This window comes from Pseudomonas sp. PS02290, assembly GCF_029960075.1.
In the GTDB taxonomy this organism is placed as follows: Bacteria; Pseudomonadota; Gammaproteobacteria; order Pseudomonadales; family Pseudomonadaceae; genus Aquipseudomonas.
Window position 1 is genome coordinate 44,501 of record NZ_JASCOY010000014.1, and the last position, 24,148, is coordinate 68,648.

The window sequence follows — 24,148 nt, forward strand, 5'->3', positions numbered from 1 at the left end:
AAGCAGGCCATCAATGCCGCGAGGCCGGCAACTTGAAGCCGGACACCGAGCGGCGCATCTCGCTGGCCATCTTCGCCAGATTGCCCATGCTCCGGGCGGTCGCCGCCGTGCCTGAGGTGGTCTGTGTGGTGGTCTGCTGGATCACCAGCATGGTCGAGGATATCTGCTGACCCAATGCAGCCTGCTGCTGCGCCGCGTTGGTGATGCTTTCGACCAGCCCGGCGAGGATCTTCGACACGCCTTCGATTTCTTCGAGCGCGACACCGGCATCCTGCGCCAGCCGCGCACCGCGCACCACTTCCGCCGTGGTTTGCTCCATGGAGATCACTGCTTCGTTGGTGTCGTTCTGAATCGCGCGCACCAGGGTTTCGATCTGCTTGGTCGCCGACGACGAGCGCTCGGCCAGCCGCTGCACTTCATCGGCCACCACCGCAAAGCCGCGCCCGGCATCGCCAGCCATCGACGCCTGGATCGCGGCATTGAGCGCAAGAATATTAGTCTGGTCGGCAATGTCATCGATCAGGCTGACGATGTCGCCAATCTCCTGGGACGACTCGCCCAGACGCTTGATGCGCTTGGACGTGTCCTGAATCTGCTCGCGGATGTTGTCCATGCCGGTGATGGTGTTGTGCACCACTTCGTTGCCCTTGTTGGCAATGGTCACGGACCGCTCGGCCACCGTGACGGACACGGACGCATTGGCCGAGACCTGATCAATGGACGTCGCCATGTCGTTGATGGCATTGGACGCCGCCGCAATCTGTAGAGCTTGATGCTCGGACGCCGCGGCCAGTTGGGTGGCAGTGGTCTGCGTGTCCTTCACGGCGCCGAACACTTGCTCGGCGGTGAGGTTGATGGTCGACACCAATTCGCGCAGTTGATCGATGGAGTAGTTGATCGAATCGGCAATGGCGCCGGTGAAATCCTCGGTGACCGAGGCGGCCACGGTCAGGTCGCCGTCTGCAAGGTCTTCGATTTCGTCGAGCAGGCGCATGATCGCGTTCTGGTTGCGCTCGTTCTTCTCGGCGGTTTCGCGCAGTTGCCGGTTGGTTTCGCGCACCATCACCAAGCCAATCAGGATGATCGACGCCAGCGCCAACAGGCCCAGAATGTAGCCGCCATAGCTGTAGGCTGCGCGACCACCGGCCATGTGCTCGAAACTGTTGGCCAGCACCGAGGCTTCGTCGAGGAGCGTCTGCGAGAGGTTGAAAATGCTGCCCGACGCTTCACGGACTTCCAGCAGCTCCGGCGAGGTTTCGAGGATTTCGTCGACCGACCCGGAGACGAACTGGAACAGTTCGGCAATCTCGGCCAGCCGCGCTCGCGCATCGCGGTCTTCGACCTGGGCGATTTTCAGGGTGGCGTTGCCTTCGAGCATGCCGTTGAGCACGCGCCCGAACTGGCTGGCATCGCGACCAAACGCATCGGCTGCCTGAACCGCCGTTTCGTCACCGGACAACACGGTGTTGACCGCGCCCAGTATCCGCTCGGCCAGCAGGGACTGGCGCTGGGCGAGGGCCACCTGGCTGGCGGGCGCACGGGTTTGAAGAAGGATGTCGACGACCTTTTCCGATTCGATCTGTAATTGCGGAATGGTCTCGGCAAGGGTTGCCGCCACCTGATGCAGCGAGAGCACGGTCTGCTCACGGGCAAGAATCACGTCGGTGCTTTTGCGCAGGTTTTCCCAGTCGGTCTGCACCGCTTTCAGCTCATCGCTCACCGCAGCTGGCGCAGCAGGCAGGCCGGTGTTCTTGTCGCCTTTCTTCAGATACTGCCAGCGCGTGTCGAAGTCGTTGCGCGCATCGGCCAGCAACTTGAATGCCGCCGCCTTGCCCGCCGCCGCTTCCGTGGCGTTCTTGGCGATGCGCTGGGACAGCACGCGCAGCTCGCCGGCGTGGCCGATATATTGTTTGTCGTAGTTGGACTGCGTGCTGAGGTACGCGAAGTTGACGAACAGCAGCATGATGAAAACGATGAGGCAGATGAACAGCACAACGATCTGCGATCGGCTGCGCGCGCCTTCCAGTGACTTGCCGGTATTACTCATTGCTCAGGGCTCCGCCTGATGTTCGATTGAGGGAGGGCATCAGCCTTCTGGACCTGCACTGTTCAGCCCGGCGCATCAGAGCGCCACGTCCATAAACTCAGCCGACTGCACCAGAGCGCGCGGGCTGAACACCTGCCAGGCCTGCTCACGGACGAACCGTCCTTGTATGTAGGGCGCGACGCGGGGTTCGCCGTCGTGCGCCAGTTCAGGCATCAGGCTGCGCTCGCTGAAATGCTGCATGCCCAACACCTCGTCAATGAGCAGACCGACGAACACACCCTCGAAGTCGATGACCAGCACGCGGCGGTGTTTGCGCAGGGGTGAGAGTTCGTGGCCGAAGAAGGCGCACAGATCCATGATCGGCAATAGGCGGCCGCGCAGATTGGCGATCCCGCAGACCCACGCCTTGGCACCCGGCAACACCGCACAGCGCGGCTCGTGGAGGATTTCGTCGACCTCGCCCATGGGGGCCACGTAATGGCGCTCGCCCATGCGAAAGCCAATGCCGCTCCAGCCTTGCTGGCGGGTTTCCTGCAGCGGCAGGCCGGCAGCGAGGGAGCGGCAGCGCTGGTCGATATCGAGCAGCAGCTGGAAGGCGGTTTGTGACTGAGCCATGAGCGTCAGCCGGGGGTCAGCCCGCGAGCACCGCGTTCAGGGTTTTCATGAGGGTTTCTTCGTCCACCGGCTTGGTCAGGTAATCCCGCGCGCCCTGGCGTTTGCCCCAGACCTTGTCGGTTTCCTGATCCTTGGTGGTGATCATGATCACGGGGATCATGCTGGTGTCAGCGTCTTTGGTCAGCTGACGGGTCGCCTGGAAACCGTTCAGGCCCGGCATGACGATGTCCATCAGGACGGCATCGGGCTTTTCCTGACGGGCCAGGGCCACGCCATCGGCACCGTTCTCGGCCTTGAGGACCTGATGGCCGTGCTTCTCCAGCATGCCGGTCAGCTTGTACATTTCGGTCGGCGAGTCATCGACGATGAGAATTCGAGCCATGGTGCTTCCCCATAGAAACAGCCGTCCCGCACGAGGGGGTCGGCATCAAGATAGTTGTTGTTCTACTGCAACGAAACCGGGCACGTGGGCCTTGATCGCACTGAGCAGTTCTTCCTTGCTGAAAGGTTTGGTCAAAAACTGATCGGAACCGACGATGCGACCCTTGGCCTTGTCGAACAGCCCGTCCCTTGAGGACAGCATGATCACCGGCGTGGATTTGAACGCCCGGTTGTTCTTGATCAACGCGCACGTCTGATACCCGTCGAGCCTGGGCATCATGATGTCGACGAAGATGATTCTGGGATGATTGTCGGCAATCTTGGCCAGTGCGTCGAAGCCGTCGATGGCGGTGATCACTTCACAGCCGACGTTTTTCAGCAGGGTCTCGGCGGTGCGACGAATCGTCCGGGAGTCGTCGATGACCATCACTTTCAATGGGGCTGAATGCTGTTCCATATCTGCTCTACCATCGCCGCGGCGAATCAGATGGGTTGCCTTCTGCCGGGCATCTGGTTTTGGGTCGGGATCATCGGGAGGCGCCAAAGACAGCTGGCGCGACACCGGATGCCGAGCCTTTTTAGCACACTCTCCACGGTCAATCCATAAAGCCTTGCCCCTTGACCCAAAGCCGGCGCGGCGCCACCCTGACGCCTATTTTCGGCCTGTCGTGGCCATTACCGATCAGAGGATATTACCCATGAGCATTCGCCTGGGAATCGTCATGGACCCCATCGAGCGCATCTCCTATAAAAAGGACAGCTCGCTGGCCATGCTCCTGGCAGCGCAAGCCCGCGGCTGGTCGTTGTTCTATATGGAGCAGCACGACCTGTATCAGGACGCCGGCCAGGCCCGCGCCCGCATGAAGCCGCTGAAAGTCTTCGCCGACCCGGCCCACTGGTTCGAGCTGGAGGCCGAAGTCGACAGCGGGCTGGACGACCTCGACGTGATCCTGATGCGCAAGGATCCGCCGTTCGACATGGAATTCGTCTACTCCACCTACCTGCTCGAACAAGCCGAGCGCGCCGGCGTGCTGGTGGTCAACAAGCCGCAAAGCCTGCGTGACTGCAACGAGAAGCTGTTCGCCACGCTGTTCCCGCAATGCACCCCGCCTACGCTGGTCAGCCGTCGCGCGGACATCATTCGCGAATTCGCCGCCAAGCACGGCGATGTCATTCTCAAGCCGCTGGACGGCATGGGCGGCGCGTCGATCTTCCGCCACCGCGTCGGTGATCCGAACTTGTCGGTGATCCTGGAAACCCTGACCAAGCACGGCCATGAGCAGATCATGGCGCAGGCCTATCTGCCGGCGATCAAGGACGGCGACAAGCGCATTCTGATGGTCGACGGCGAACCCGTGCCGTATTGCCTGGCGCGCATCCCGGCCGCCGGCGAAACCCGAGGCAATCTGGCAGCAGGTGGTCGTGGCGAAGCCCGCCCCCTGACGGACCGCGATCGCGCGATCGCCGCCGAAATCGGCCCGACGCTGCGGGAAAAAGGCTTGCTGTTTGTAGGCCTGGACGTAATTGGCGAGCACCTGACCGAAATCAACGTCACCAGCCCGACGTGCATCCGCGAGATCGATAACGCGTTCGGGACGGACATTGGCGGCATGTTGATGGATGTGATCGAGAAGAAGCTGCAGGCCCGAGCTTAACCCGGCTCCTTGTGGGAGTGACCGGGGTGGGCTCCACCTCGCTCACGAAGGCGGCGTTCCAGCCGCCGAGGATTCAGCGGATGCTCAGGCCGCTTCGCGAGCAAGCTCGCCCCCACAGGATATTCGTCTGTTCGAGGTATCGGGAAAGTCGCAGAACCGGCGGGAGTGAGCTTGCTCACGAAGAGGCCAGGACATTCATCCTCTTTCTCTGGGGCTTGAAGCAGGTCTTTGTGAGCAAGCTCCCAACGGGAAAGGCACCGCCCACTAATCGGCCCGGTGACATCAAACGCCAAGCCAGTCCTGACATTGCGTTATCATGCGCGGCCTGAATTTTTGCGCTAGGTGAGTAGTAATGCTGGCACATGTGCTGCCGGAGCGTGGATGAACGCTGCGGTCGACGATGATCTCCCCCTGTCCCTGACCCGCACCGGCGTGCGCCCTGCCGATCGCCTCGGGTTTACCCTGATGATCGCCGCACTGGTGCATCTGGCGGTGATCCTTGGCGTCGGTTTCACCTACGTCAAACCGGAAAAGATCAGCCAGACCCTGGAGATCACCCTCGCCCCCTTCAGAAGCGACACCAAGCCCAAGGACGCCGACTTCCTCGCCCAGGAAAACCAGCAGGGCAGCGGCACCCTCGACAAGAAAGCGGTGCCCAAGACCACCGAAATCGCCCCGTATCAAGACAACCAGATCAACAAGGTCACGCCACCGCCTGCCGCCAAACCGGTGATCAAGCAGGACGCGCCGAAGACCGCTGTCGCCACGAAAGCCCAGTCTCCGCAGAAGACCGTCGCCAGGCGCGATGAGGTCAAGCCGGAAGAACAGAAGAAGGTCGCGCCGACCATCGACAGCACGCAGCTGAACAGCGAAATCGCCAGCCTTGAAGCCGAGCTGGCGGATGAGCAGCAGGCGTACGCCAAGCGTCCGAAGATCCACCGCCTGAGCGCGGCCTCAACGATGCGCGACAAGGGCGCCTGGTACAAAGAAGACTGGCGCAAGAAGATCGAGCGCATCGGCAACCTGAACTACCCGGACGAAGCGCGCCGCAAGCAGATCTACGGCAGCCTGCGGATGATGGTCTCGATCAACCGTGACGGTTCACTCTACGAAGTGCTGATTCTGGAGTCATCAGGCCAGCCTCTGCTGGATCAGGCGGCGCAGAAGATTGTCCGGCTGGCAGCACCGTTTGCGCCATTCAGTGGCGATCTGGCCGATATCGACCGGCTTGAAATCATCCGCACCTGGAAATTCGCGCGCGGAGACAAGCTGTCGAGTAATTGATCAGCCAATGCCGCGCAATATGAAACCTGACCTGCGTCGCGATTTATCCGCCCGTGAGTCGGTTCTGCCAGTTGTCACAACAGCCCCACGACGCCACACTAGGGCTCATGAAAAACGTCTCTCCGTCGTACCTCAAACACCAGTTTCTGATCGCCATGCCCCACATGCACGATGAGAACTTCGCTCAGACCTTGACCTACATCGTCGAGCACAATGCCAATGGCGCCATGGGTCTGATCATCAACCGACCGCAAAGCCTGTCGCTGGCAGACATTCTGGAACAGCTGCGCCCCGAATTGCCGCCACCTGCGCGGTGCAAGGACATCGCCATTCACCTTGGCGGGCCGGTGCAAACCGATCGCGGCTTTGTCCTGCACCCTTCCGGCCAGGTGTTCCAGGCGACCGTGGACCTGGGCGGCATTTCGCTCTCGACCTCTCAGGACGTCCTCTTCTCCATCGCAGACGGCTACGGCCCTGATCAAAATCTGATCACCCTCGGCTATGCCGGCTGGGACGCCGGCCAGCTTGACGCCGAGTTCGCCGCCAATGCGTGGCTCAACTGCGCATTCGACCCGGCGATCCTTTTCGACGTCGAAAGCGAAGACCGCCTCGACGCCGCTGCCGCCAAACTGGGCGTCAACCTCAATCTGCTGACCAGTCAGGCGGGTCACGCCTGATGGCCGGACTGCGTCTGTTACTGGGATTCGACTACGGCACCAAACAGATCGGCGTGGCAGTCGGCCAGGTGATCACCGGGCAGGCCCGCGAGCTTTGCACGTTTAAAGCGCAGAACGGCGTGCCGGACTGGGACAAGGTGCAGGCGCTGATCACCGAATGGAAACCGGACGCCATCGTCGTCGGCCTGCCGCTGAACATGGACGGCACACCGAGCGAGATGAGCGCCCGTGCCGAGAAGTTTTCGCGCAAGCTCAATGGCCGCTTCAACCTGCCGGTCTACACCCACGACGAGCGCCTCACCACGTTCGAAGCCAAGGGCGAACGCGCCTCTCGCGGCCAGCATGGCAGCTACCGGGACAATCCCGTGGACGCCATCGCCGCAGCGCTGCTGTTGCAAAGCTGGCTGGAAGCCAACACCGCGCTGTTTGAAACCTGATCCATCTACGCTGAACCGAATTCGATTTACCCAGGACGTTCGTGCAGCGCACGCCGGGGCACCTGAAGGAGCAACCATGAGTCTGCCAAATCCCGCCGAACTGATCAGCCAGATGGCGATTGATCTCAACGCGCACCTGAACAAACGCGGCATCCAGGAGCCTCGCTTCATCGGCATTCGCACCGGTGGCGTGTGGGTCGCGCAGGCGCTCCTTGAAGCCCTCAACATCCAGTCGCCGCTGGGCACGCTGGACGTCTCTTTTTACCGCGACGACTTCAGCCAGAACGGCCTGCACCCGCAAGTGCGCCCGTCGGAGCTGCCGTTCGAGATCGAAGGCCAGCATCTGGTGCTGATCGATGACGTGCTGATGAGCGGGCGCACCATTCGTGCGGCGCTCAACGAACTGTTCGATTACGGCCGCCCGGCCAGCGTGACCCTGGTGTCGCTGCTGGATCTGGACGCTGCTGACCTGCCGATCCGGCCGAACGTGACGGGCGCGACCCTGTCACTGGGGCCGAATGAACGGGTCAAGCTGTCCGGGCCAACGCCGCTGACGCTCGAACTGCAAGACCTCTCCACCGATTCCGCCGCCCTCTAAGAGTCCTTTGCGATGACGCCTCTCGACGCCAAGCGCCCGCTGCAACTGAACCATCAGGGCCAGCTGCAGCATTTCCTTTCCCTCGACGGTTTGCCCCGCGAACTGCTCACCGAAATCCTCGACACCGCCGACTCCTTCCTCGAAGTCGGCGCCCGGGCGGTGAAGAAGGTCCCGTTGCTGCGCGGCAAGACCGTGTGCAACGTGTTCTTCGAAAACTCGACACGCACCCGCACCACGTTCGAACTGGCGGCCCAGAGGTTGTCGGCGGACGTCATTACGTTGAACGTGTCGACCTCCTCGACCAGCAAGGGCGAGACGCTGTTCGATACGCTGCGCAACCTTGAAGCCATGGCCGCCGACATGTTCGTGGTGCGCCACGGTGACTCCGGTGCGGCGCACTTCATCGCCGAACATGTCAGCCCTCAGGTCGCGATCATCAACGGCGGCGACGGCCGCCATGCGCACCCGACCCAGGGCATGCTGGACATGCTGACCATCCGTCGCCACAAGGGCAATTTCGAAAACCTCTCGGTGGCGATCGTCGGCGATATCCTGCATTCCCGCGTCGCGCGCTCGAACATGATCGCGCTCAAAGCGCTGGGCTGCCCGGACATCCGCGTGGTCGCGCCAAAAACCCTGCTGCCAGTGGGCGTCGAGCAATACGGCGTGAAGGTGTACACCGATCTGACCGAGGGCCTGAAGGACGTCGACGTCGTGATCATGTTGCGCCTGCAGCGCGAGCGCATGTCGGGTGGCCTGCTGCCGAGCGAGAGTGAGTTCTATCGGTTGTTCGGCCTGACCACGGCACGTCTGGCCGGCGCCAAGCCCGATGCCATCGTGATGCACCCGGGCCCGATCAACCGCGGCGTGGAAATTGAATCAGCCGTAGCGGACGGTGCGCACTCGGTCATTCTCAATCAGGTGACCTACGGCATTGCCGTGCGCATGGCCGTTCTGTCCATGGCCATGAGTGGCCAAACCGCACAACGTCAGTTCGAGCAGGAGATCGCCCAGTGAAGTTCAGCATCCTCGGCGCTCGCGTCATCGACCCTGTCAGCGGTCTGGATCAAGTCACCGACATCCATCTTGAAGCGGGGAAGGTTCTTGCCCTCGGCGCGGCACCTGCCGGCTTCAGCCCTATGGAAACCATCGACGCCGCCGGCCTGATCGCCGCCCCCGGGCTGGTCGACCTGAACGTGTCGTTACGCGAGCCCGGTTACAGCCGCAAGGGCAATATCGCCAGCGAAACCCGCGCAGCGGCGGCCGGCGGCGTCACCAGCCTGTGCTGTCCGCCACGTACAAAACCGGTGCTCGACACCTCTGCCGTTGCCGAGCTGATTCTGGACCGCGCCCGCGAAGCCGGCCACAGCAAGGTGTTTCCGATCGGCGCCTTGAGCAAGGGTCTGGAAGGCGAGCAACTGGCCGAGCTGATTGCCCTGCGCGACGCCGGCTGCGTGGCGTTCACCAACGGGATGGTGAATTTCCGCAGCAATCGCACGCTGTGCCGCGCGCTCGAATATGCGGCGACGTTCGATCTGACCGTGATTTTCAATTCCCAGGACCACGACCTTGCTGAAGGCGGCCTGGCCCACGACGGCCCGACGGCTGCGTTTCTGGGTTTGCCGGGCATTCCGGAAACGGCTGAGACGGTGGCACTGGCACGTGACCTGCTGCTAGTCGAGCAAAGCGGTGTGCGCGCCCATTTCACGCAACTGACCAGTGCGCGCGGCGTGGCCTTGATTGCCCAGGCGCAGGCGCGAGGCCTGCCGGTGACGGCAGATGTGGCGCTGTATCAGTTGATCCTGACCGACGAGGCGCTGACAGGCTTCTCTAGTCTTTATCATGTGCAGCCGCCGCTGCGCACCCGCGCGGATCGCGACGCATTGCGTGAGGCGGTGAAGTCGGGCGTGGTGCAGGCGATCTCCAGTCACCACCAGCCCCATGAGCGTGATGCGAAGCTGGCCCCGTTTGGCGCAACCGAGCCGGGCATCAGCAGCGTGGAGTTGTTGCTGCCCCTGGCGATGACGCTGGTCGAAGACGGCCTGTTGGACCTGCCGACGCTGCTGGCACGCCTCAGCTCCGGACCCGCCGCTGCGCTGCGCCTGCCGGCCGGAACACTGATTGCCGGCTCGCCTGCGGACCTGGTGCTGTTCGACCCCGCTGCGTCGACGGTGGCGGGCGAGAAATGGCTGTCGAAAGGCGAGAACTGCCCATTCCTCGGCCATTGCCTGCCAAGCGCCGTGAAGTACACGTTTGTGGATGGGCGGGTTAGCTATAACGGGTGAGATGCCCAACCTCAGGCAGACGTTGATTATGTGGGAGCGAGCTTGCTCGCGAAGGCTTACTTTCAGCCTCTGAGAAAACGGCTGAATGTGCCGGCTCCTTCGTGAACAAGCTCACTCCCACAGGTTTTGTGTCGCGCGCTGCCTTCACCGATGACTCGCCTCATGGTGGGATGACCTCTCTCACTTCCACGGACGAGCCCAAAGCAACCTCTATTACCGGCGGGCGTTCTTCACCGAGATCTGGTCATTCAGCGTCCAGAAGTCGTACAGCACGCCCAGCAGCGCCAGACCTCCCGTGAACAGGTAAATGATCCCGGTGATCCATTTGCCCTGATACATCCGGTGCACACCGAACACGCCCAGAAAGGTCAGCAGAATCCAGGCGAGGCTGTAATCGGTCGAGCCTGCGTTGAATCGCAGGTCCGCTTCCCGATCCATCGCAGGGATCAGGAACAAGTCGATCAGCCAGCCAATGCCAAACAGGCCCAGCGTGAAAAACCAGATCGTGCCGGTCACCGGCTTGCCGTAATAAAAGCGATGCGCCCCGGTAAATCCCACAATCCAGAGCAGATAGCCCATGACCTTGCTGTGGGTGTCCGGACGTTGAACGTCGGGTTGATAGGTGTTCATTGTTGACCTCGCTTGCTGCAATAGAAAAAAATATGCGTAAGTTTTGTGACTTTCGTGACGCCGTCCGACGTATGGCTTGAACCTCTTTTCAATCGTGCAAACCCTTGTTCTGCAAGGTGATCAGCACACTGAGATGACGATTCTGCAGCCAAAACTGACTTTGAGGGCAGTAAATTGTTCGACAAGGGGGCTCAGAATTTCGCAAAAAGCTGTTATAAAGTTGCGCGCTGACCAACAAGAGCCCTGCCTAATGCGTCCATTTTTCAAGACATGGCTGACTATTTGTCTATTTATGCCACTGGCCGCCCACGCCACCAATCGTGAGCAAACGCTTCCACCGAGCTTCACCGGTTTCACCGCCAGGTCCGAGTCGCCGGAATCCGTTTCACGCAACATCGCTGCTCAACGAGCTGCAATGGCTGCACTGGAACAGACGGCTACTCCACTCGAGACCTCTGGCAAGCGAGCCAAAGCTGTTAAGGGAAAACCATCCCGCAGCACTCGCAAGATTTCGCAGAACACTGTCGCCCTGGCCAACACGGCGCAGATGGGTACCAAACAGAGCAGCACCGTGGTCAACCGGGCCGTTAACGCCATCGGTACACCTTATCGTTGGGGCGGCACCAGCCCAACAAAAGGGTTCGACTGCAGCGGACTGGTGAAATACGCCTTCAACGACGTGAGCGAAGTCGATTTGCCGCGCACGTCCAACGCCATGGCCGAAGGTCACGGGCAGAAGGTTGACCGCAAGGATTTGAAGCCGGGCGACTTGCTGTTCTTCAACATCAAGAGCCGCACGGTGAACCACGTTGCGATTTACCTCGGCAACGACCGATTCGTTCACGCGCCACGCCGTGGCAAATCCGTGACGATCGACACGCTGAAGAAGCCGTATTGGGACAGCCATTACGTCGTCGCCAAGCGTGTGCTGCCAAAGCAGCCGCCAAGTCAGAAAGGCACCGTGCGCATCGCCCAGCGCTGATCGCACACGCCGTCTGAAAAACACTGTGGGGAGCGAATTCACTCGCTCCCCACAGTCGTTTGTATTCCTGATCAGAAATTATCAGGCGTCTTCGCCTTCTCCCGCGCACTCTCGCGCGTGATCAGCCCCTTGCTGATCAGGTCCTTCAGGCACATATCCAGCGTCTGCATCCCCAGCGATCCCCCGGTCTGAATCGACGAGTACATCTGCGCCACCTTGTCCTCGCGGATCAGGTTACGGATCGCCGACGTGCCGATCATGATCTCGTGGGCCGCAACCCTACCTCCGCCGACCTTCTTCAGCAGCGCCTGAGAAACAATGGCGTGGAGCGACTCGGAGAGCATCGAGCGGATCATCGACTTCTCCTGCGCCGGGAACACGTCGACGATACGGTCGATGCTCTTGGCTGCGGAGGTGGTATGCAGCGTGCCGAACACCAAGTGGCCGGTTTCTGCCGCCGTCAGCGCCAGACGAATGGTTTCGAGGTCGCGCAGCTCACCCACCAGAATCACGTCAGGGTCTTCCCGCAGTGCCGAACGCAGCGCTTCGGCGAAGCCGTGGGTGTCGCGATGGACTTCGCGCTGGTTGATCAGGCTTTTCTTGGACTCGTGTACGAACTCGATCGGGTCTTCGATGGTGAGGATGTGGTGATGCTTGTTGCTGTTCAGATAGTCGACCATGGCAGCCAGGGTGGTCGACTTGCCCGAGCCGGTCGGACCGGTGACCAGAACCAGGCCGCGCGGCACGTCGGTAATCTTGCGAAACACTTCGCCCATGCCCAGCTCTTCCATGCTCAGGACCTTCGACGGAATGGTCCGGAACACGGCGCCCGCGCCGCGATTCTGGTTAAACGCGTTGACCCGGAAGCGCGCCACGCCCGGCACTTCGAATGAGAAGTCTGTCTCCAGATCTTCCTCGAAGTCCTTGCGCTGCTTGTCGTTCATGATGTCGTAGATCAGCCCGTGAACCTCTTTCTGGTCCAGTGCGGGCAGGTTGATCCGCCGCACATCGCCATCGACGCGGATCATCGGCGGCAGGCCGGCAGAGAGATGCAAGTCCGACGCGCCTTGCTTGGCACTGAAGGCCAGCAGCTCGGTAATATCCATACAGCTCCTCATCACATAGAATGCCGCAGACTTTAGCCCTGCTGGCGCAAATCAATGTCCACGATAGCAGAGAACATTTCAACGCTCGCCGAGCGAATTCGTAGCGCGGCGCAAGCAGTACAGCGCGACCCGGCGTCTGTCGGCCTGTTGGCGGTGAGCAAGACCAAGCCGGCGAGTGATCTGCGGGAGGCCTACGACGCCGGTCTTCGCGATTTCGGCGAGAACTACCTTCAGGAAGCCCTCGGCAAACAGGCCGAATTGAGCGACCTGCCCTTGATCTGGCATTTCATCGGCCCCATCCAGTCCAACAAGACTCGCGCTATCGCCGAGCACTTTGCCTGGGTGCATTCCGTGGACCGTCTGAAAATCGCACAACGGCTGTCCGAACAGCGTCCGCCAGCACTGCCGCCGCTGAACATCTGCATTCAGGTCAACGTCAGCGGCGAGGCCAGCAAGTCAGGCTGCAGCCCTGAAGACCTGCCCGCACTGGCCCAGGCCATCAGCGCGCTGCCGAATCTGAAACTGCGCGGCCTGATGGCCATCCCCGAACCCACCGATGACCGCGACGAACAGAACGCTTCGTTCGCCGCCGTCAGCACGCTGCAGGCGCAACTGGGCCTGCCGCTGGACACGCTATCCATGGGCATGAGCCACGACCTCGAAGCCGCCATCGCACAAGGCGCGACCTGGGTGCGGATTGGCACAGCCCTCTTTGGCGCCCGCAATTATGGGCAGCCTTAACCTTTGCCCCACAGGAAACCGTTCATGAGCAAAACCCGTATCGCGTTCATCGGCGCCGGCAACATGGCCGCCAGCCTGATTGGCGGCATGCGCGCCCAGGGCGTCGACGCTGAGCTGATTCGCGCCAGTGACCCTGGCGCAGAGACCCGCGAGCGCGTGGCAAAAGAACACGGCATCAAGGTGGTCGCCGACAACGCCGAGGCCATTGAAGGCGCCGATGTGGTGCTGTTGGCGGTCAAGCCGCAAATGATGAAAGCCGTGTGCGAAGCGCTGAAGCCGGCGCTCAAACCGCATCAACTGATCGTGTCCATCGCCGCCGGGATTACCTGCGCCAGCATGCGGGCGTGGCTGGGCGAGCAGCCCCTCGTGCGCTGCATGCCGAATACCCCGGCGCTGTTGCGCCAGGGTGTCAGCGGCTTGTATGCGACGGCGGATGTTACCCCGGCCCAGCGCGAGCAGGCCGAGATGCTGCTGTCGGCGGTCGGGATTGCACTGTGGGTCGATGAAGAAGCCCACATCGACGCCGTAACGGCGGTGTCGGGCAGCGGCCCGGCGTATTTCTTCCTGCTGATCGAAGCCATGACGGCCGCAGGCGTCAAACTCGGCCTGCCGGCTGACGTTGCCAGCAAGCTCACCCTGCAAACCGCACTGGGCGCTGCACTGATGGCGACCGGCAGCGACGTCGATGCCGCTGAACTGCGTCGCCGTGTGACCTCGCCTGCGGGCACCACCGAAGCGGCCATCAAATCGTTCCAGGCCGATGGCTTCGAAACAATTGTGGAGAAGGCGCTGGGCGCCGCTGCACATCGCTCCGCCGAACTCGCCGAACAGCTGGGCAAATAAGGAACCACTCATGAATGCACTCACCGGCGCCACTATTTTCGTCATCCAGACGCTCATCAGCCTGTACCTGACCATCGTTCTGCTGCGCTTCGTGCTGCAGCTGGTCAAAGCCAACTTTTACAACCCGCTGTGCCAGTTCGCCGTCCGTGCGACCCAGCCGTTGCTCAAGCCTATCCGGCGCATCGTGCCGAGCGTCTTCGGGCTCGATACTTCCTCGCTGCTGCTGGCGATCGTCATTCAGGCGCTGTTGATGGCCTTCGTGCTGATGATGACCTACGGCACCATCGGCGATATCCCGCACCTGTTGATGTGGTCGATCATCGGCATCACGTCGCTGCTGCTGAAGATCTTCTGGGTCGCGATGATCATTATGGTTATCGTGTCGTGGATTGCTCCGGGCAGCCACAACCCGGCCGCCGAGCTGGCCTACCAGATCAGCGAGCCGATCCTGGCGCCGTTCCGTCGCATCATCCCCAACTTGGGCGGCATGGACATCTCGCCGATCTTCGCCTTCCTGGCGATCCAGGTGCTGCAGTCCTACGTCATGCCTGAACTGGCGGCCTACGCCGGCATGCCGCAAGAGCTTTGGCGGTTGATCTGACTGCCGCCGCATGCAGCCAATGAGAACGCGGTAACTCTGACAGCGGGACCGGCTTCAGCCGGGAAGCTTTAGATCTTGGGGCGACGGCGCCAGCAACCGTCGCCTTTTTCCCAGTCTGATGAATGTCGCGCCGGCAAAAATCCAAAGCGTCACCCTCCGCGAAATCAGCCATTTACTTTGTTGCCGCACCCCCGCGCGATCTTTAGACTTACGCCTCATTTCAGCGAGAGCAGGTCGATGTCCACGGTCTTTCCCAAAGATTCTGTCGGTCTAGTCACGCCGCAAACGGCGCATTTCAATGAGCCGCTGGCCCTGGCCTGCGGACGCTCGTTGCCTGCCTACGACCTCATCTACGAAACCTACGGTCAGCTCAACGCCGCCAAAAGCAACGCGGTGCTGATTTGCCACGCGCTGTCGGGTCATCACCACGCGGCGGGTTATCACAGCGCCGAAGACCGCAAGCCGGGCTGGTGGGACAGCTGCATCGGCCCCGGCAAGCCCATCGACACCGACAAGTTCTTCGTCGTCAGCCTGAACAACCTCGGCGGCTGCAACGGCTCCACCGGCCCCAGCAGCCTCAACCCGGAAACCGGCAGGCCCTTCGGCGCCGACTTCCCGGTGTTGACGGTCGAAGACTGGGTGCACAGCCAGGCGCGTCTGGCCGACCGGCTGGGCGTCGATCAATGGGCCGCCATCGTCGGCGGCAGCCTGGGCGGCATGCAGGCGCTGCAATGGACGATCACCTACCCCGAGCGCGTGCGGCACTGTCTGGCGATTGCCTCCGCGCCCAAGTTGTCGGCGCAGAACATCGCGTTCAACGAAGTCGCGCGGCAGGCGATCCTGACGGACCCGGAATTCCACGGCGGCTCGTTTCAGGAATATGGCGTGATCCCCAAACGCGGCCTGATGCTGGCGCGCATGGTCGGGCACATCACTTATCTGTCCGATGACTCGATGGGTGAGAAATTCGGCCGGGGCCTGAAGAACGAAAACCTCAACTACGACTTCCACAGCGTCGAGTTTCAGGTCGAGAGCTATCTGCGTTATCAGGGCGAGGAGTTTTCCGGGCGTTTCGACGCCAACACCTACCTGCTGATGACCAAAGCGCTGGACTACTTCGATCCGGCCGCCAACTTCAACGACAACCTCGCCGCCACCTTCGCCAATGCCAGCGCCAAGTTCTGTGTGATGTCGTTTACCACCGACTGGCGCTTCTCCCCGGCCCGCTCGCGGGAACTGGTTGATGCGCTGATGGCGGCGAAAAAGGACGTCTGTTATCTGGAGATCGATGCGCCCCAGGGCCACGACGCCTTCCTGATCCCGATCCCGCGCTATTTGCAGGCCTTCTCCAGCTACATGAACCGAATTGCACTCTGAGGACACCATGAGAGCCGACCTGGACATCATCCAAGACTGGATACCGGCTGGCAGCCGTGTGCTCGACCTCGGCTGCGGCGACGGCGAATTGCTGTCCTGGCTGCAGCAGCACAAGCAAGTGACGGGCTATGGCCTGGAAAATGACGCCGACAACATCGCCCGTTGCGTAGCGCGGGGCGTTAACGTCATCGAGCAGGATCTGGACAAGGGGCTGGGCAACTTCGCCAGCAACAGTTTCGATGTCGTGGTGATGACCCAGGCGCTTCAGGCCGTGCACTACCCGGACCGCATCCTCGATGAAATGCTGCGCGTGGGCCGTCAGTGCATCATCACCTTCCCCAACTTCGGGCACTGGCGCTGCCGCTGGTACCTGGCGAGCAAGGGGCGGATGCCGGTTTCCGAGTTCCTGCCGTACACGTGGTACAACACGCCGAACATCCACTTCTGCACCTTCGAAGATTTCGAAGAGCTGTGCCGCGGTCGCTCAGCGAAGGTCATTGATCGGCTCGCGGTCGATCAACAGCACCGGCACGGCTGGGCCAGCAAGCTTTGGCCTAATCTGTTGGGTGAAATCGGCATCTATCGTGTCAGCAGCCCGGGCTTGCAGGACCATCAGATAGCCGTGTGACCGGTGCTGCAGGGCAGTAAAGCCCTGCCAGCCAGCGTTAGCACCCAAGTGAAGAAAGCGGGCGACAGCGACGCAACGGGCTCAGCTCCAATCAGCGGATTTAAACGCAGCAGTTTTCAAGCAGCCGATTTATACGGACTCATCATGAATCTCACCCAGCTTGTACTGGCCAGCCACAACGCCGGCAAACTCAAAGAACTTCAGGCCATGCTCGGCGCCAGCGTACAGCTGCGCTCGATCGGCGAGTTCAGCACCGTGGAGCCCGAAGAAACCGGGCTGTCGTTCGTCGAGAATGCCATCCTCAAAGCGCGCAATGCGGCGCGAATTTCCGGCCTGCCGGCGCTGGCCGATGACTCGGGGTTGGCCGTGGATTACCTGGGCGGTGCGCCGGGCATCTACTCCGCGCGTTACGCCGACGGCCAGGGTGATGCGGCGAACAACGCCAAATTGCTGGACGCCCTCAACAACGTCCCCGCCGAACAGCGCGGCGCCCAGTTCGTCTGCGTTCTGGCACTGGTACGCCACGCCGACGACCCGCTGCCGATCCTCTGCGAAGGTCTGTGGCACGGCCGCATCCTCACCGCCGCCAGCGGCGAACACGGCTTCGGTTACGACCCGCTGTTCTGGGTGCCGGAGCGCAACTGTTCAAGCGCCGAACTCACCCCGGCGGACAAGAACCAGATCAGCCACCGCGCCCGCGCCATGGCCATCCTGCGTCAGCGTCTGGGGCTGAGCCCTGATCAGCAATGACTCAGGATTCCAACACCCGGCCGCTGATTCTGGGCGCGACCGGTTTCTCCTCTGAGCAGCCGCGGGCGCCGCTTGCCGAGCTGCCGCCGCTGTCGCTGTACATCCATATTCCGTGGTGCGTGCGCAAATGCCCGTACTGCGATTTTAACTCCCACACCGCGAGCCCGGTGTTGCCGGAGCAGGAATACGTCGACGCGTTGCTGGCCGACCTCGACCAGGACCTGCCCCACGTTTACGGCCGCGAGCTGAGCACGATTTTCTTCGGTGGCGGCACGCCCAGTCTGTTCAGCGCCGACGCGCTGGGCCGTTTGCTGCGCGGCGTGGAACAACGCATCCGTTTCGCGCCCGACATCGAGATCACGCTGGAAGCCAACCCTGGCACCTTTGAGCAGGTGAAATTCAGCGCTTATCGCGGCCTGGGCATCAATCGGCTGTCGATCGGCATCCAGAGTTTTCAGGAGGCCAAGCTCAAGGCGCTGGGGCGTATCCATAACGGCGATGAAGCCGTGCGCGCGGCAGACATGGCCCGTCGGGCGGGTTTCGATAACTTCAATCTGGACCTCATGCATGGTCTGCCGGATCAGTCCCAGGAAGACGCCCTCGGCGACCTGCGGCAGGCCATCGCCCTCGCCCCGACGCACCTGTCCTGGTATCAGCTGACCCTTGAGCCGAACACCGTGTTCTGGAATCAGCCGCCCACGCTGCCGGAAGATGACATCCTCTGGGACATTCAAGAAGCCGGTCAGACGCTGCTTCGGGAAAACGGCTACGGCCAATACGAAGTCTCGGCCTACGCGCAGCCGGGACGCGAAGCGCGGCATAACCTGAATTACTGGAGCTTCGGGGATTTCATCGGGATCGGAGCGGGCGCCCATGGCAAGCTCAGCCACCCGAACGGCCGCATCATTCGCACCTGGAAAACCCGGCTGCCCAAGGATTACCTCAATCCGGCCAAGGCCTATCAGGCTGGCGAAAAGCTGCTGCCACTGGATGAGATGCCGTTTGAATTCCTGATGAACGCCCTGCGCCTGACAAAAGGCGTGGACGCTGCATTATTTCAGCGCCGCACCGGTCTAAGCGTCGATTCGCTCGCCAGCGCCCGTCTTGAGGCGGAACAACGCGGCTTGCTGGAAACTGATCCGTCACGGCTGGTGGCGACCGCTCGCGGCCAGTTATTCCTCAACGACCTGCTGCAGCACTTTCTTCTGTAAGGCTCAACACTAAGGACACTGAATGGAATTCGTACTCGACTTGCTGGCCACCGTGTCGCGCTGGAGTCGCAGCAATTTGTTGGAAATCGCCCTGGCACTGGTGGGCTGTCTGCTGATTCTGTTCGGAACTGACATCAAGGGCTGGATCGAAGGCCGCATCGGCGGTTTTGCCGGCGCCCTGCGCATTCCGATCATGGCGCTGCTCTGCACCGTCGGCAGTGGCGCTGCGCTGATTTATGCAACGCCGTGGGTCGTGCGCGCACTGAGCCAGTTCAACAACTACAGCCTGGCACCGGTATTGGTGGTAGTGCTGGTGTTGATCGGGGTAGTGGCCGATCGGAAATAACCGACCGGACATGCAAAAGCGCCCTTGCCCGCGATGGCGGGAAGGGCGCTCTCAAGAATCACACTCCGCGGTTGCCGAGTGCGATCAGCCCATCAGCGGATGCTCTGGATGCTGCCTTTGTTGCCGGTCACTTTCACGTTCACTTGCTTGAAGATGAAGTAATCGTTGACGGTGACTTCGTAACGCGGCGCGACGATCAGGTCGGAACCGGACGATTTGACGGCCTTGAACGCTGCGGCGGCCTTGGTGGAGGAGATCGGGTCCGGCAGAGGCAGGCCGATGCCGCCACCACCGCTCGCGCCGCCGTAGGTCACGCCGTCCGCAAATTGCGTATCGCCGCCGATGTTCAACCAGCCGAACAGAACATTGGTGGACGACTCGCCGCTGATGGCTTCACCGACTTTGACGTCAGCCTTCAGATCAGTCTTCACGTCGCCGGACAGCGAAGCGCTTGGCTGGCTGACGTTATAGCTGACACAGCCGCTGGTGGTCGCAATCAGCGTGGCGATCGCAGCCATTTGCCAAAACTTGTTCATCTTCATTCCTCGTCATCAATATTGATATATGCAACGGCGGGGACTATGAAGATCAGAACTGAAAATGGATGTCGGACGATTCCGAAGACCTTGTAGCCTCCTTAGGAAGAAATCGAAGGGTTCGTCATACAAGGCAAAAAGCGGCTGAAATGTGCTGTAAAAACTCAAAAGCGGCCGCTACCGGACCGCTTCTGGTCGAGAAGTGATCAGGCCAGCTTCTCGAACTTCAGATCCCAAACCCCGTGACCGAGGCGTTCGCCACGGCGCTCGAACTTGGTGATCGGACGCTCCGCAGGGCGCGGAACGCATTTGCCGTCTTCGGCCAGGTTGCGGTAACCCGGCGCCACGTTCATCACTTCCAGCATGTATTCGGCATAGGGTTCCCAGTCGGTCGCCATGTGCAGCACGCCGCCCGGCTTCAGCTTGGTGCGCACAAGCTCGGCAAATTCGGCCTGGACGATGCGGCGCTTGTGGTGGCGCGACTTGTGCCAGGGATCCGGGAAGAACAGCATCAACCGGTCCAGGCTGTTGTCGGCCACACAACGGTTGAGCACTTCGATCGCATCGCAATCGTAAACGCGCAGGTTGGTGAGCCCCTGGGTCAGCACGCCGTTGAGCAAGGCGCCGACGCCCGGACGGTGCACTTCCACGCCGATGAAATCCTGCTCTGGCGCGGCGGCGGCCATTTCCAGCAGCGAGTGGCCCATGCCGAAGCCGATTTCTAGGGTGCGCGGGGCCGAGCGACCAAACACCTGATCGAAATCCACCGGGGCGTCGGCCAGCGGCAGCACGAAACGCTCCTTGCCCTGATCCAGACCACGTTGCTGGCCTTCGGTCATGCGACCGGCACGCATCACGAAGCTCTTGATGCGCCGATGGTGGCTGTCATCGCCTTGGGCTTTGGTGTTCTCGTCGTTCATCACTTCATCGTCCGGAAGTGGGTCGGGCGTTTGCGAATCAATCATCAACAGGCTCTTACTTGATCAGACCATCCAGCGGCGAAGACGCGCTGGCATAGAGTTTCTTGGGCATACGGCCGGCCAGGTAGGCCATGCGGCCTGCCAGAATGGCGTGTTTCATGGCTTCGGCCATCAGCACCGGGTGTTGCGCGTGGGCGATGGCCGAGTTCATCAGCACCGCCTCACACCCCAGTTCCATGGCGATGGTGGCATCGGACGCAGTGCCGACACCGGCATCGACCAGCACCGGGACTTTCGATTCTTCGAGGATGATCTGCAGGTTGTACGGGTTGCAGATCCCCAGGCCAGTACCGATCAGGCCCGCGAGGGGCATCACCGCGCAGCAACCGATTTCGGCGAGCTGGCGGGCGATGATCGGGTCATCGCTGGTGTAGACCATGACGTCGAAGCCGTCCCTGACCAGCGTTTCGGCGGCCTTGAGGGTTTCGATGACATTGGGGAAAAGGGTTTTCTGGTCAGCGAGGACTTCCAGCTTGACCAGATTATGGCCATCGAGCAGCTCGCGGGCCAGGCGGCAGGTGCGAACGGCTTCGATGGCGTCGTAGCAACCGGCGGTGTTCGGCAGGATGGTGTAGCGGTCCGGCGGCAGCACGTCGAGCAGGTTTGGTTCGCCCGGATTCTGGCCCAGGTTGGTCCGGCGCACGGCAACGGTGACGATCTCGGCGCCCGAGGCTTCGATGGCCAGTCGGGTCTGTTCCATGTCCGTGTACTTGCCAGTGCCGACCAGCAGGCGCGACTGAAAACTACGACCGGCCACGGTGAACGGCTTGTCGCTGCGAACGTTGCTCATCTGAAATCCTCTTTACGGTTGAGGTTCTTGCAGTGCCTGCGGATCAGGCCGGCGGCACGTCGAAGGCTAGCCGCCACCGATGGCGTGCACCACTTCGACCTGATCGCCTTCGGTCAGCGTCGTGGCGGCATGCTGGCTGCGCGGGACGATGTCCAGATTGAGCTCGACGGCGACTCGGCGCCCGGTCAGATCCAGACGTGTCAGCAGTCCCGCGACGGTTTCGCCGTCGGGCAGCTCAAAGGATTCACCGTTCAACTGAATGCGCATGCGAGGGGCAGCCATCATTTTAGGGGGCGAGCATTCTAGCCCGATCGGTCGGTATGACCAAGGCAAAGCCACGCCATTCGTCTCAGGCGTGGCCAAGGGCTTGCGACGCGTCCGCGGCAGACGCGCGCTTAAAGCGTGTCAAGCCCCAGGCGCCATGCCGTCCAGCCGAGAATCGCCCAGCCGATCAGGAAAAACAGGCCGCCAAAGGGGGTGATGATGCCCAGCTTGGTCGCGCCGGTCAGCGTCATCAGGTAGAGGCTGCCGGAAAACAGGATGATGCCCAGTGTGAAGGAGATGCCTGCGTAGGTGACGAGCCGGCCCTGGATCTGCATCGCCAGCAGCGCCACGCCGAAAATTGCCAGGGCATGAATCAGTTGGTAGAGCACGCCAGTGTGGAAAACCGCGAGGTACTCGGGTGTCAGGCGGTTTTTCAGGCCATGGGCCGCGAACGCGCCAAGGGCGACGCCGGTGAATCCAAAGAAGGAGGCCAGCATCAGAAAGGTTCGTAACATGTACAACTCCAGGCAAGTTCAATGACGCGTGGTCTGTATAATGGCCCGCTCAAACGCTTCGGCCAAGCCATCTCTATGCTGCAATTACTTCTTCGTCTTATCGCCAAAGGCCTGCTCTGGTTCGCAGCGACGAGTGTCGTGCTGGTGCTGATTTTCCGTTGGGTCCCTCCTCCGTTTACCGCCTTGATGGTCGAGCGCAAAATTGAATCCTGGTTCGACGGTCAGCCCATTGACCTGCAGCGCGACTGGGAGTCATGGGACAACATCTCCGATGACCTGAAAATCGCTGTTATTGCCGGCGAGGACCAGAAGTTTGCGGAGCACTGGGGTTTCGATATCGACGCCATTCAGGCGGCACTGGTTCATAACGAACGCGGCGGCTCCCTGCGCGGGGCCAGCACGCTGAGCCAGCAGGTGTCGAAAAACCTGTTTCTGTGGTCGGGCCGCAGTTACTTCCGCAAGGGTCTTGAAGCCTGGTTCACCGGGCTGATCGAGGTGTTCTGGTCCAAGCAGCGCATTCTTGAGGTGTACCTGAACAGCGTGGAGTGGGACGACGGCGTCTTCGGCGCCCAGGCCGCTGCACAGCATCACTTTCATGTGAATGCGAGCCAGCTATCGACGCAACAGGCCAGCTATCTGGCCGCCGTCCTGCCCAACCCACGGGAATGGAGCGCCAGCCACCCTAGTAGCTATGTCTCACAGCGGGCAGGCTGGATCCGCCAGCAGATGCGTCAACTGGGTGGGGATGAGTACTTGATGGGGTTGAATCACAGCCGGAAGTGGTGAGCCCAAGTCTGGCTTTATGGCTTTCGTAGGACTGGATTTAAGCTTTCGTAGGACCGGCTTTAGCCGGGAACGCGTCACACGTCACGCCGCAAGCCTAATGGCGCCCAACCCGGCTTCTTCCCGGCTGAAGCCGGTCCTACTCAGATACATCCCACAAACAAAAACGCCCCGATCATCTCGGGGCGTTTTGCGTTCCGGCGTAGCAATCAAGCAGCAATCGACAGCTTCAGCTTGTTCATCGCGCTCTTCTCCAGCTGACGAATACGCTCGGCAGAGACGTTGTACTTCTCGGCCAAGTCGTGCAGCGTCGCTTTTTCTTCCGCCAGCCAGCGCTGATACAGAATGTCGCGGCTGCGGTCGTCGAGCACGTTCAGTGCTTCGTGCAGGTTAGCCGTCGAGCTGTCAGTCCAGTCGGAGTCTTCCAGCTGACGCGCCGGATCGTAGCGGTGGTCTTCCAGGTAGTTGGCCGGCGACTGGAAAGCGCTGTCATCGTCGGCTTCTGCCGCCGGGTCGAACGCCATGTCGTGGCCGGTCAGACGGCTTTCCATTTCACGCACTTCGCGGGGCTCAACACCCAAGCTCTCCGCTACGCGATGTACTTCTTCGTTGTTCAGCCAAGCCAGGCGTTTTTTCTGGCTGCGCAGATTGAAGAACAGTTTGCGCTGAGCCTTGGTGGTCGCGACCTTCACGATGCGCCAGTTGCGCAGGATAAACTCGTGAATTTCGGCCTTGATCCAGTGCACCGCAAAGGACACCAGACGCACACCCATCTCGGGGTTGAAGCGCTTCACGGCCTTCATCAGGCCAACGTTACCTTCCTGAATCAGGTCAGCCTGAGCCAGGCCATAACCGGAATAACTGCGTGCGATATGCACGACAAATCGCAGGTGGGCGAGCACCATCTGCCGAGCCGCCCCCAAATCCTGCTCATAGTAGAGACTCTCGGCCAGTTCACGCTCCTGCTCTGGCGTCAGCAGTGGGATGCTGTTAACCGTGTGCACATAGGCTTCCAGGTTCGCACCCGGGACTAAGGCATACGCAGGTTGCAAAGAATTGGTCATTACGAAAAACCTCCGACACATA

At 61.3% G+C, this 24,148-nt stretch carries 29 protein-coding genes; 17 read left to right on the forward strand and 12 right to left on the reverse strand.

Annotation, left to right across the window (positions count from 1 at the left end):
- Positions 1–10: 10 nt before the first annotated feature.
- The 4 genes from QMX88_RS09475 to pilG form a co-directional block, all read right to left on the reverse strand.
- On the reverse strand, positions 11–2,047 hold the full coding sequence (locus QMX88_RS09475) for a methyl-accepting chemotaxis protein (protein ID WP_192172971.1): 2,037 nt from the start codon (positions 2,045–2,047) through the stop codon (positions 11–13).
- Positions 2,048–2,122: 75 nt separating this feature from the next.
- The gene (locus QMX88_RS09480) at positions 2,123–2,662 is read right to left on the reverse strand and encodes a chemotaxis protein CheW (protein ID WP_192172972.1); all 540 of its coding nucleotides are present in this window, start codon (positions 2,660–2,662) and stop codon (positions 2,123–2,125) included.
- Between the two features lie 16 nt (positions 2,663–2,678).
- On the reverse strand, positions 2,679–3,044 hold the full coding sequence (pilH, locus tag QMX88_RS09485) for a twitching motility response regulator PilH (protein ID WP_065991171.1): 366 nt from the start codon (positions 3,042–3,044) through the stop codon (positions 2,679–2,681).
- A 45-nt stretch (positions 3,045–3,089) separates the two neighbouring features.
- Positions 3,090–3,500: a twitching motility response regulator PilG gene (gene pilG / locus QMX88_RS09490; protein ID WP_065991170.1), complete on the reverse strand. Its 411-nt coding sequence runs from the start codon at positions 3,498–3,500 to the stop codon at positions 3,090–3,092.
- Positions 3,501–3,741: 241 nt separating this feature from the next.
- Between pilG and gshB the strand changes: the two genes are divergently transcribed.
- From gshB to QMX88_RS09525, 7 genes are all read left to right on the forward strand, one after another.
- A complete protein-coding gene (gshB, locus tag QMX88_RS09495; RefSeq protein ID WP_282368597.1) occupies positions 3,742–4,698 on the forward strand; it encodes a glutathione synthase in 957 nt (318 codons plus the stop codon).
- Positions 4,699–5,079: 381 nt separating this feature from the next.
- Positions 5,080–5,982, forward strand: a complete 903-nt coding sequence (locus tag QMX88_RS09500; RefSeq protein ID WP_192172974.1) for an energy transducer TonB — start codon at positions 5,080–5,082, stop codon at positions 5,980–5,982.
- A gap of 107 nt (positions 5,983–6,089) precedes the next feature.
- Complete coding sequence (locus QMX88_RS09505) at positions 6,090–6,659, forward strand: YqgE/AlgH family protein (RefSeq protein WP_192172975.1); 570 nt, start codon at positions 6,090–6,092, stop codon at positions 6,657–6,659.
- Complete coding sequence (ruvX, locus tag QMX88_RS09510) at positions 6,659–7,096, forward strand: Holliday junction resolvase RuvX (protein ID WP_282368601.1); 438 nt, start codon at positions 6,659–6,661, stop codon at positions 7,094–7,096. Before QMX88_RS09505 ends, ruvX begins: the two co-directional genes overlap by 1 nt.
- Positions 7,097–7,172: 76 nt before the next feature.
- Positions 7,173–7,694, forward strand: coding sequence for a bifunctional pyr operon transcriptional regulator/uracil phosphoribosyltransferase PyrR (pyrR, locus tag QMX88_RS09515; protein ID WP_172610020.1), 522 nt, complete (start codon positions 7,173–7,175; stop codon positions 7,692–7,694).
- A gap of 12 nt (positions 7,695–7,706) precedes the next feature.
- Positions 7,707–8,711 (forward strand): aspartate carbamoyltransferase catalytic subunit, encoded by a 1,005-nt coding sequence (locus tag QMX88_RS09520; protein ID WP_282368604.1) that lies wholly within the window; start codon positions 7,707–7,709, stop codon positions 8,709–8,711.
- Positions 8,708–9,979, forward strand: a complete 1,272-nt coding sequence (locus tag QMX88_RS09525; protein WP_282368606.1) for a dihydroorotase — start codon at positions 8,708–8,710, stop codon at positions 9,977–9,979. The genes QMX88_RS09520 and QMX88_RS09525 overlap by 4 nt, the downstream gene beginning before the upstream one ends.
- 213 nt (positions 9,980–10,192) lie before the next feature.
- Here QMX88_RS09525 and QMX88_RS09530 read toward each other — a convergent pair whose 3' ends face one another.
- A complete protein-coding gene (locus QMX88_RS09530) occupies positions 10,193–10,609 on the reverse strand; it encodes an NINE protein (protein ID WP_133775604.1) in 417 nt (138 codons plus the stop codon).
- Positions 10,610–10,859: 250 nt separating this feature from the next.
- On the opposite strand from QMX88_RS09530, the gene QMX88_RS09535 reads away from it, so the two are divergent.
- Positions 10,860–11,591, forward strand: coding sequence for a C40 family peptidase (locus tag QMX88_RS09535; RefSeq protein WP_133775605.1), 732 nt, complete (start codon positions 10,860–10,862; stop codon positions 11,589–11,591).
- A 71-nt stretch (positions 11,592–11,662) separates the two neighbouring features.
- Here QMX88_RS09535 and QMX88_RS09540 read toward each other — a convergent pair whose 3' ends face one another.
- The gene (locus tag QMX88_RS09540) at positions 11,663–12,697 is read right to left on the reverse strand and encodes a type IV pilus twitching motility protein PilT (RefSeq protein ID WP_282368610.1); all 1,035 of its coding nucleotides are present in this window, start codon (positions 12,695–12,697) and stop codon (positions 11,663–11,665) included.
- Positions 12,698–12,751: 54 nt separating this feature from the next.
- Between QMX88_RS09540 and QMX88_RS09545 the strand changes: the two genes are divergently transcribed.
- From QMX88_RS09545 to QMX88_RS09580, 8 genes are all read left to right on the forward strand, one after another.
- The gene (locus QMX88_RS09545) at positions 12,752–13,438 is read left to right on the forward strand and encodes a YggS family pyridoxal phosphate-dependent enzyme (protein WP_282368612.1); all 687 of its coding nucleotides are present in this window, start codon (positions 12,752–12,754) and stop codon (positions 13,436–13,438) included.
- A gap of 24 nt (positions 13,439–13,462) precedes the next feature.
- Positions 13,463–14,281 carry a pyrroline-5-carboxylate reductase gene (gene proC / locus QMX88_RS09550; protein WP_282368614.1) on the forward strand — a complete coding sequence of 273 codons (819 nt, stop codon included), beginning with the start codon at positions 13,463–13,465 and terminating at the stop codon, positions 14,279–14,281.
- A gap of 10 nt (positions 14,282–14,291) precedes the next feature.
- Positions 14,292–14,882, forward strand: coding sequence for a YggT family protein (locus QMX88_RS09555; RefSeq protein ID WP_192172981.1), 591 nt, complete (start codon positions 14,292–14,294; stop codon positions 14,880–14,882).
- 237 nt (positions 14,883–15,119) lie between these two features.
- A complete protein-coding gene (gene metX, locus QMX88_RS09560) occupies positions 15,120–16,259 on the forward strand; it encodes a homoserine O-succinyltransferase MetX (protein ID WP_282368616.1) in 1,140 nt (379 codons plus the stop codon).
- Between the two features lie 7 nt (positions 16,260–16,266).
- Entirely contained in the window at positions 16,267–16,887 is a 621-nt protein-coding gene (metW, locus tag QMX88_RS09565; protein ID WP_192172983.1) for a methionine biosynthesis protein MetW, read from the forward strand.
- Positions 16,888–17,028: 141 nt separating this feature from the next.
- Positions 17,029–17,637 carry an RdgB/HAM1 family non-canonical purine NTP pyrophosphatase gene (rdgB, locus tag QMX88_RS09570; RefSeq protein ID WP_282368671.1) on the forward strand — a complete coding sequence of 203 codons (609 nt, stop codon included), beginning with the start codon at positions 17,029–17,031 and terminating at the stop codon, positions 17,635–17,637.
- Positions 17,634–18,848, forward strand: a complete 1,215-nt coding sequence (gene hemW, locus QMX88_RS09575) for a radical SAM family heme chaperone HemW (protein ID WP_282368619.1) — start codon at positions 17,634–17,636, stop codon at positions 18,846–18,848. The genes rdgB and hemW overlap by 4 nt, the downstream gene beginning before the upstream one ends.
- 22 nt (positions 18,849–18,870) lie before the next feature.
- Positions 18,871–19,194 (forward strand): DUF3392 domain-containing protein, encoded by a 324-nt coding sequence (locus tag QMX88_RS09580; protein ID WP_282368621.1) that lies wholly within the window; start codon positions 18,871–18,873, stop codon positions 19,192–19,194.
- Positions 19,195–19,286: 92 nt separating this feature from the next.
- Here the strand turns inward: QMX88_RS09580 and QMX88_RS09585 are convergent, their stop codons facing one another.
- From QMX88_RS09585 to QMX88_RS09605, 5 genes are all read right to left on the reverse strand, one after another.
- Positions 19,287–19,730, reverse strand: coding sequence for a hypothetical protein (locus tag QMX88_RS09585; RefSeq protein WP_074892395.1), 444 nt, complete (start codon positions 19,728–19,730; stop codon positions 19,287–19,289).
- A gap of 206 nt (positions 19,731–19,936) precedes the next feature.
- A complete protein-coding gene (gene trmB, locus QMX88_RS09590) occupies positions 19,937–20,650 on the reverse strand; it encodes a tRNA (guanosine(46)-N7)-methyltransferase TrmB (RefSeq protein WP_282368673.1) in 714 nt (237 codons plus the stop codon).
- Between the two features lie 55 nt (positions 20,651–20,705).
- Positions 20,706–21,500 (reverse strand): thiazole synthase, encoded by a 795-nt coding sequence (locus QMX88_RS09595; protein ID WP_282368627.1) that lies wholly within the window; start codon positions 21,498–21,500, stop codon positions 20,706–20,708.
- Between the two features lie 66 nt (positions 21,501–21,566).
- Positions 21,567–21,767 (reverse strand): sulfur carrier protein ThiS, encoded by a 201-nt coding sequence (thiS, locus tag QMX88_RS09600; RefSeq protein ID WP_192172987.1) that lies wholly within the window; start codon positions 21,765–21,767, stop codon positions 21,567–21,569.
- A gap of 128 nt (positions 21,768–21,895) precedes the next feature.
- Positions 21,896–22,279, reverse strand: coding sequence for a DUF423 domain-containing protein (locus QMX88_RS09605; protein ID WP_065991125.1), 384 nt, complete (start codon positions 22,277–22,279; stop codon positions 21,896–21,898).
- Between the two features lie 75 nt (positions 22,280–22,354).
- On the opposite strand from QMX88_RS09605, the gene mtgA reads away from it, so the two are divergent.
- Positions 22,355–23,065, forward strand: a complete 711-nt coding sequence (mtgA, locus tag QMX88_RS09610) for a monofunctional biosynthetic peptidoglycan transglycosylase (RefSeq protein WP_282368675.1) — start codon at positions 22,355–22,357, stop codon at positions 23,063–23,065.
- A gap of 206 nt (positions 23,066–23,271) precedes the next feature.
- Here the strand turns inward: mtgA and rpoH are convergent, their stop codons facing one another.
- Positions 23,272–24,126 carry an RNA polymerase sigma factor RpoH gene (gene rpoH, locus QMX88_RS09615; protein WP_065991120.1) on the reverse strand — a complete coding sequence of 285 codons (855 nt, stop codon included), beginning with the start codon at positions 24,124–24,126 and terminating at the stop codon, positions 23,272–23,274.
- Positions 24,127–24,148 lie beyond the last annotated feature (22 nt).

What these genes read in the sequence shown, in the direction of transcription:
- QMX88_RS09475 (WP_192172971.1), bottom strand. Translation starts at nt 2,047, where the DNA reads ATGAGTAATACCGGCAAGTCACTGGAAGGCGCGCGCAGCCGATCGCAG.
- QMX88_RS09480 (WP_192172972.1), bottom strand. Translation starts at nt 2,662, where the DNA reads ATGGCTCAGTCACAAACCGCCTTCCAGCTGCTGCTCGATATCGACCAG.
- pilH (WP_065991171.1), bottom strand. Translation starts at nt 3,044, where the DNA reads ATGGCTCGAATTCTCATCGTCGATGACTCGCCGACCGAAATGTACAAG.
- pilG (WP_065991170.1), bottom strand. Translation starts at nt 3,500, where the DNA reads ATGGAACAGCATTCAGCCCCATTGAAAGTGATGGTCATCGACGACTCC.
- gshB (WP_282368597.1), top strand. Translation starts at nt 3,742, where the DNA reads ATGAGCATTCGCCTGGGAATCGTCATGGACCCCATCGAGCGCATCTCC.
- QMX88_RS09500 (WP_192172974.1), top strand. Translation starts at nt 5,080, where the DNA reads ATGAACGCTGCGGTCGACGATGATCTCCCCCTGTCCCTGACCCGCACC.
- QMX88_RS09505 (WP_192172975.1), top strand. Translation starts at nt 6,090, where the DNA reads ATGAAAAACGTCTCTCCGTCGTACCTCAAACACCAGTTTCTGATCGCC.
- ruvX (WP_282368601.1), top strand. Translation starts at nt 6,659, where the DNA reads ATGGCCGGACTGCGTCTGTTACTGGGATTCGACTACGGCACCAAACAG.
- pyrR (WP_172610020.1), top strand. Translation starts at nt 7,173, where the DNA reads ATGAGTCTGCCAAATCCCGCCGAACTGATCAGCCAGATGGCGATTGAT.
- QMX88_RS09520 (WP_282368604.1), top strand. Translation starts at nt 7,707, where the DNA reads ATGACGCCTCTCGACGCCAAGCGCCCGCTGCAACTGAACCATCAGGGC.
- QMX88_RS09530 (WP_133775604.1), bottom strand. Translation starts at nt 10,609, where the DNA reads ATGAACACCTATCAACCCGACGTTCAACGTCCGGACACCCACAGCAAG.
- QMX88_RS09535 (WP_133775605.1), top strand. Translation starts at nt 10,860, where the DNA reads ATGCGTCCATTTTTCAAGACATGGCTGACTATTTGTCTATTTATGCCA.
- QMX88_RS09540 (WP_282368610.1), bottom strand. Translation starts at nt 12,697, where the DNA reads ATGGATATTACCGAGCTGCTGGCCTTCAGTGCCAAGCAAGGCGCGTCG.
- QMX88_RS09545 (WP_282368612.1), top strand. Translation starts at nt 12,752, where the DNA reads ATGTCCACGATAGCAGAGAACATTTCAACGCTCGCCGAGCGAATTCGT.
- proC (WP_282368614.1), top strand. Translation starts at nt 13,463, where the DNA reads ATGAGCAAAACCCGTATCGCGTTCATCGGCGCCGGCAACATGGCCGCC.
- QMX88_RS09555 (WP_192172981.1), top strand. Translation starts at nt 14,292, where the DNA reads ATGAATGCACTCACCGGCGCCACTATTTTCGTCATCCAGACGCTCATC.
- metX (WP_282368616.1), top strand. Translation starts at nt 15,120, where the DNA reads ATGTCCACGGTCTTTCCCAAAGATTCTGTCGGTCTAGTCACGCCGCAA.
- metW (WP_192172983.1), top strand. Translation starts at nt 16,267, where the DNA reads ATGAGAGCCGACCTGGACATCATCCAAGACTGGATACCGGCTGGCAGC.
- hemW (WP_282368619.1), top strand. Translation starts at nt 17,634, where the DNA reads ATGACTCAGGATTCCAACACCCGGCCGCTGATTCTGGGCGCGACCGGT.
- QMX88_RS09580 (WP_282368621.1), top strand. Translation starts at nt 18,871, where the DNA reads ATGGAATTCGTACTCGACTTGCTGGCCACCGTGTCGCGCTGGAGTCGC.
- QMX88_RS09585 (WP_074892395.1), bottom strand. Translation starts at nt 19,730, where the DNA reads ATGAACAAGTTTTGGCAAATGGCTGCGATCGCCACGCTGATTGCGACC.
- trmB (WP_282368673.1), bottom strand. Translation starts at nt 20,650, where the DNA reads ATGAACGACGAGAACACCAAAGCCCAAGGCGATGACAGCCACCATCGG.
- QMX88_RS09595 (WP_282368627.1), bottom strand. Translation starts at nt 21,500, where the DNA reads ATGAGCAACGTTCGCAGCGACAAGCCGTTCACCGTGGCCGGTCGTAGT.
- thiS (WP_192172987.1), bottom strand. Translation starts at nt 21,767, where the DNA reads ATGCGCATTCAGTTGAACGGTGAATCCTTTGAGCTGCCCGACGGCGAA.
- QMX88_RS09605 (WP_065991125.1), bottom strand. Translation starts at nt 22,279, where the DNA reads ATGTTACGAACCTTTCTGATGCTGGCCTCCTTCTTTGGATTCACCGGC.
- mtgA (WP_282368675.1), top strand. Translation starts at nt 22,355, where the DNA reads ATGCTGCAATTACTTCTTCGTCTTATCGCCAAAGGCCTGCTCTGGTTC.
- rpoH (WP_065991120.1), bottom strand. Translation starts at nt 24,126, where the DNA reads ATGACCAATTCTTTGCAACCTGCGTATGCCTTAGTCCCGGGTGCGAAC.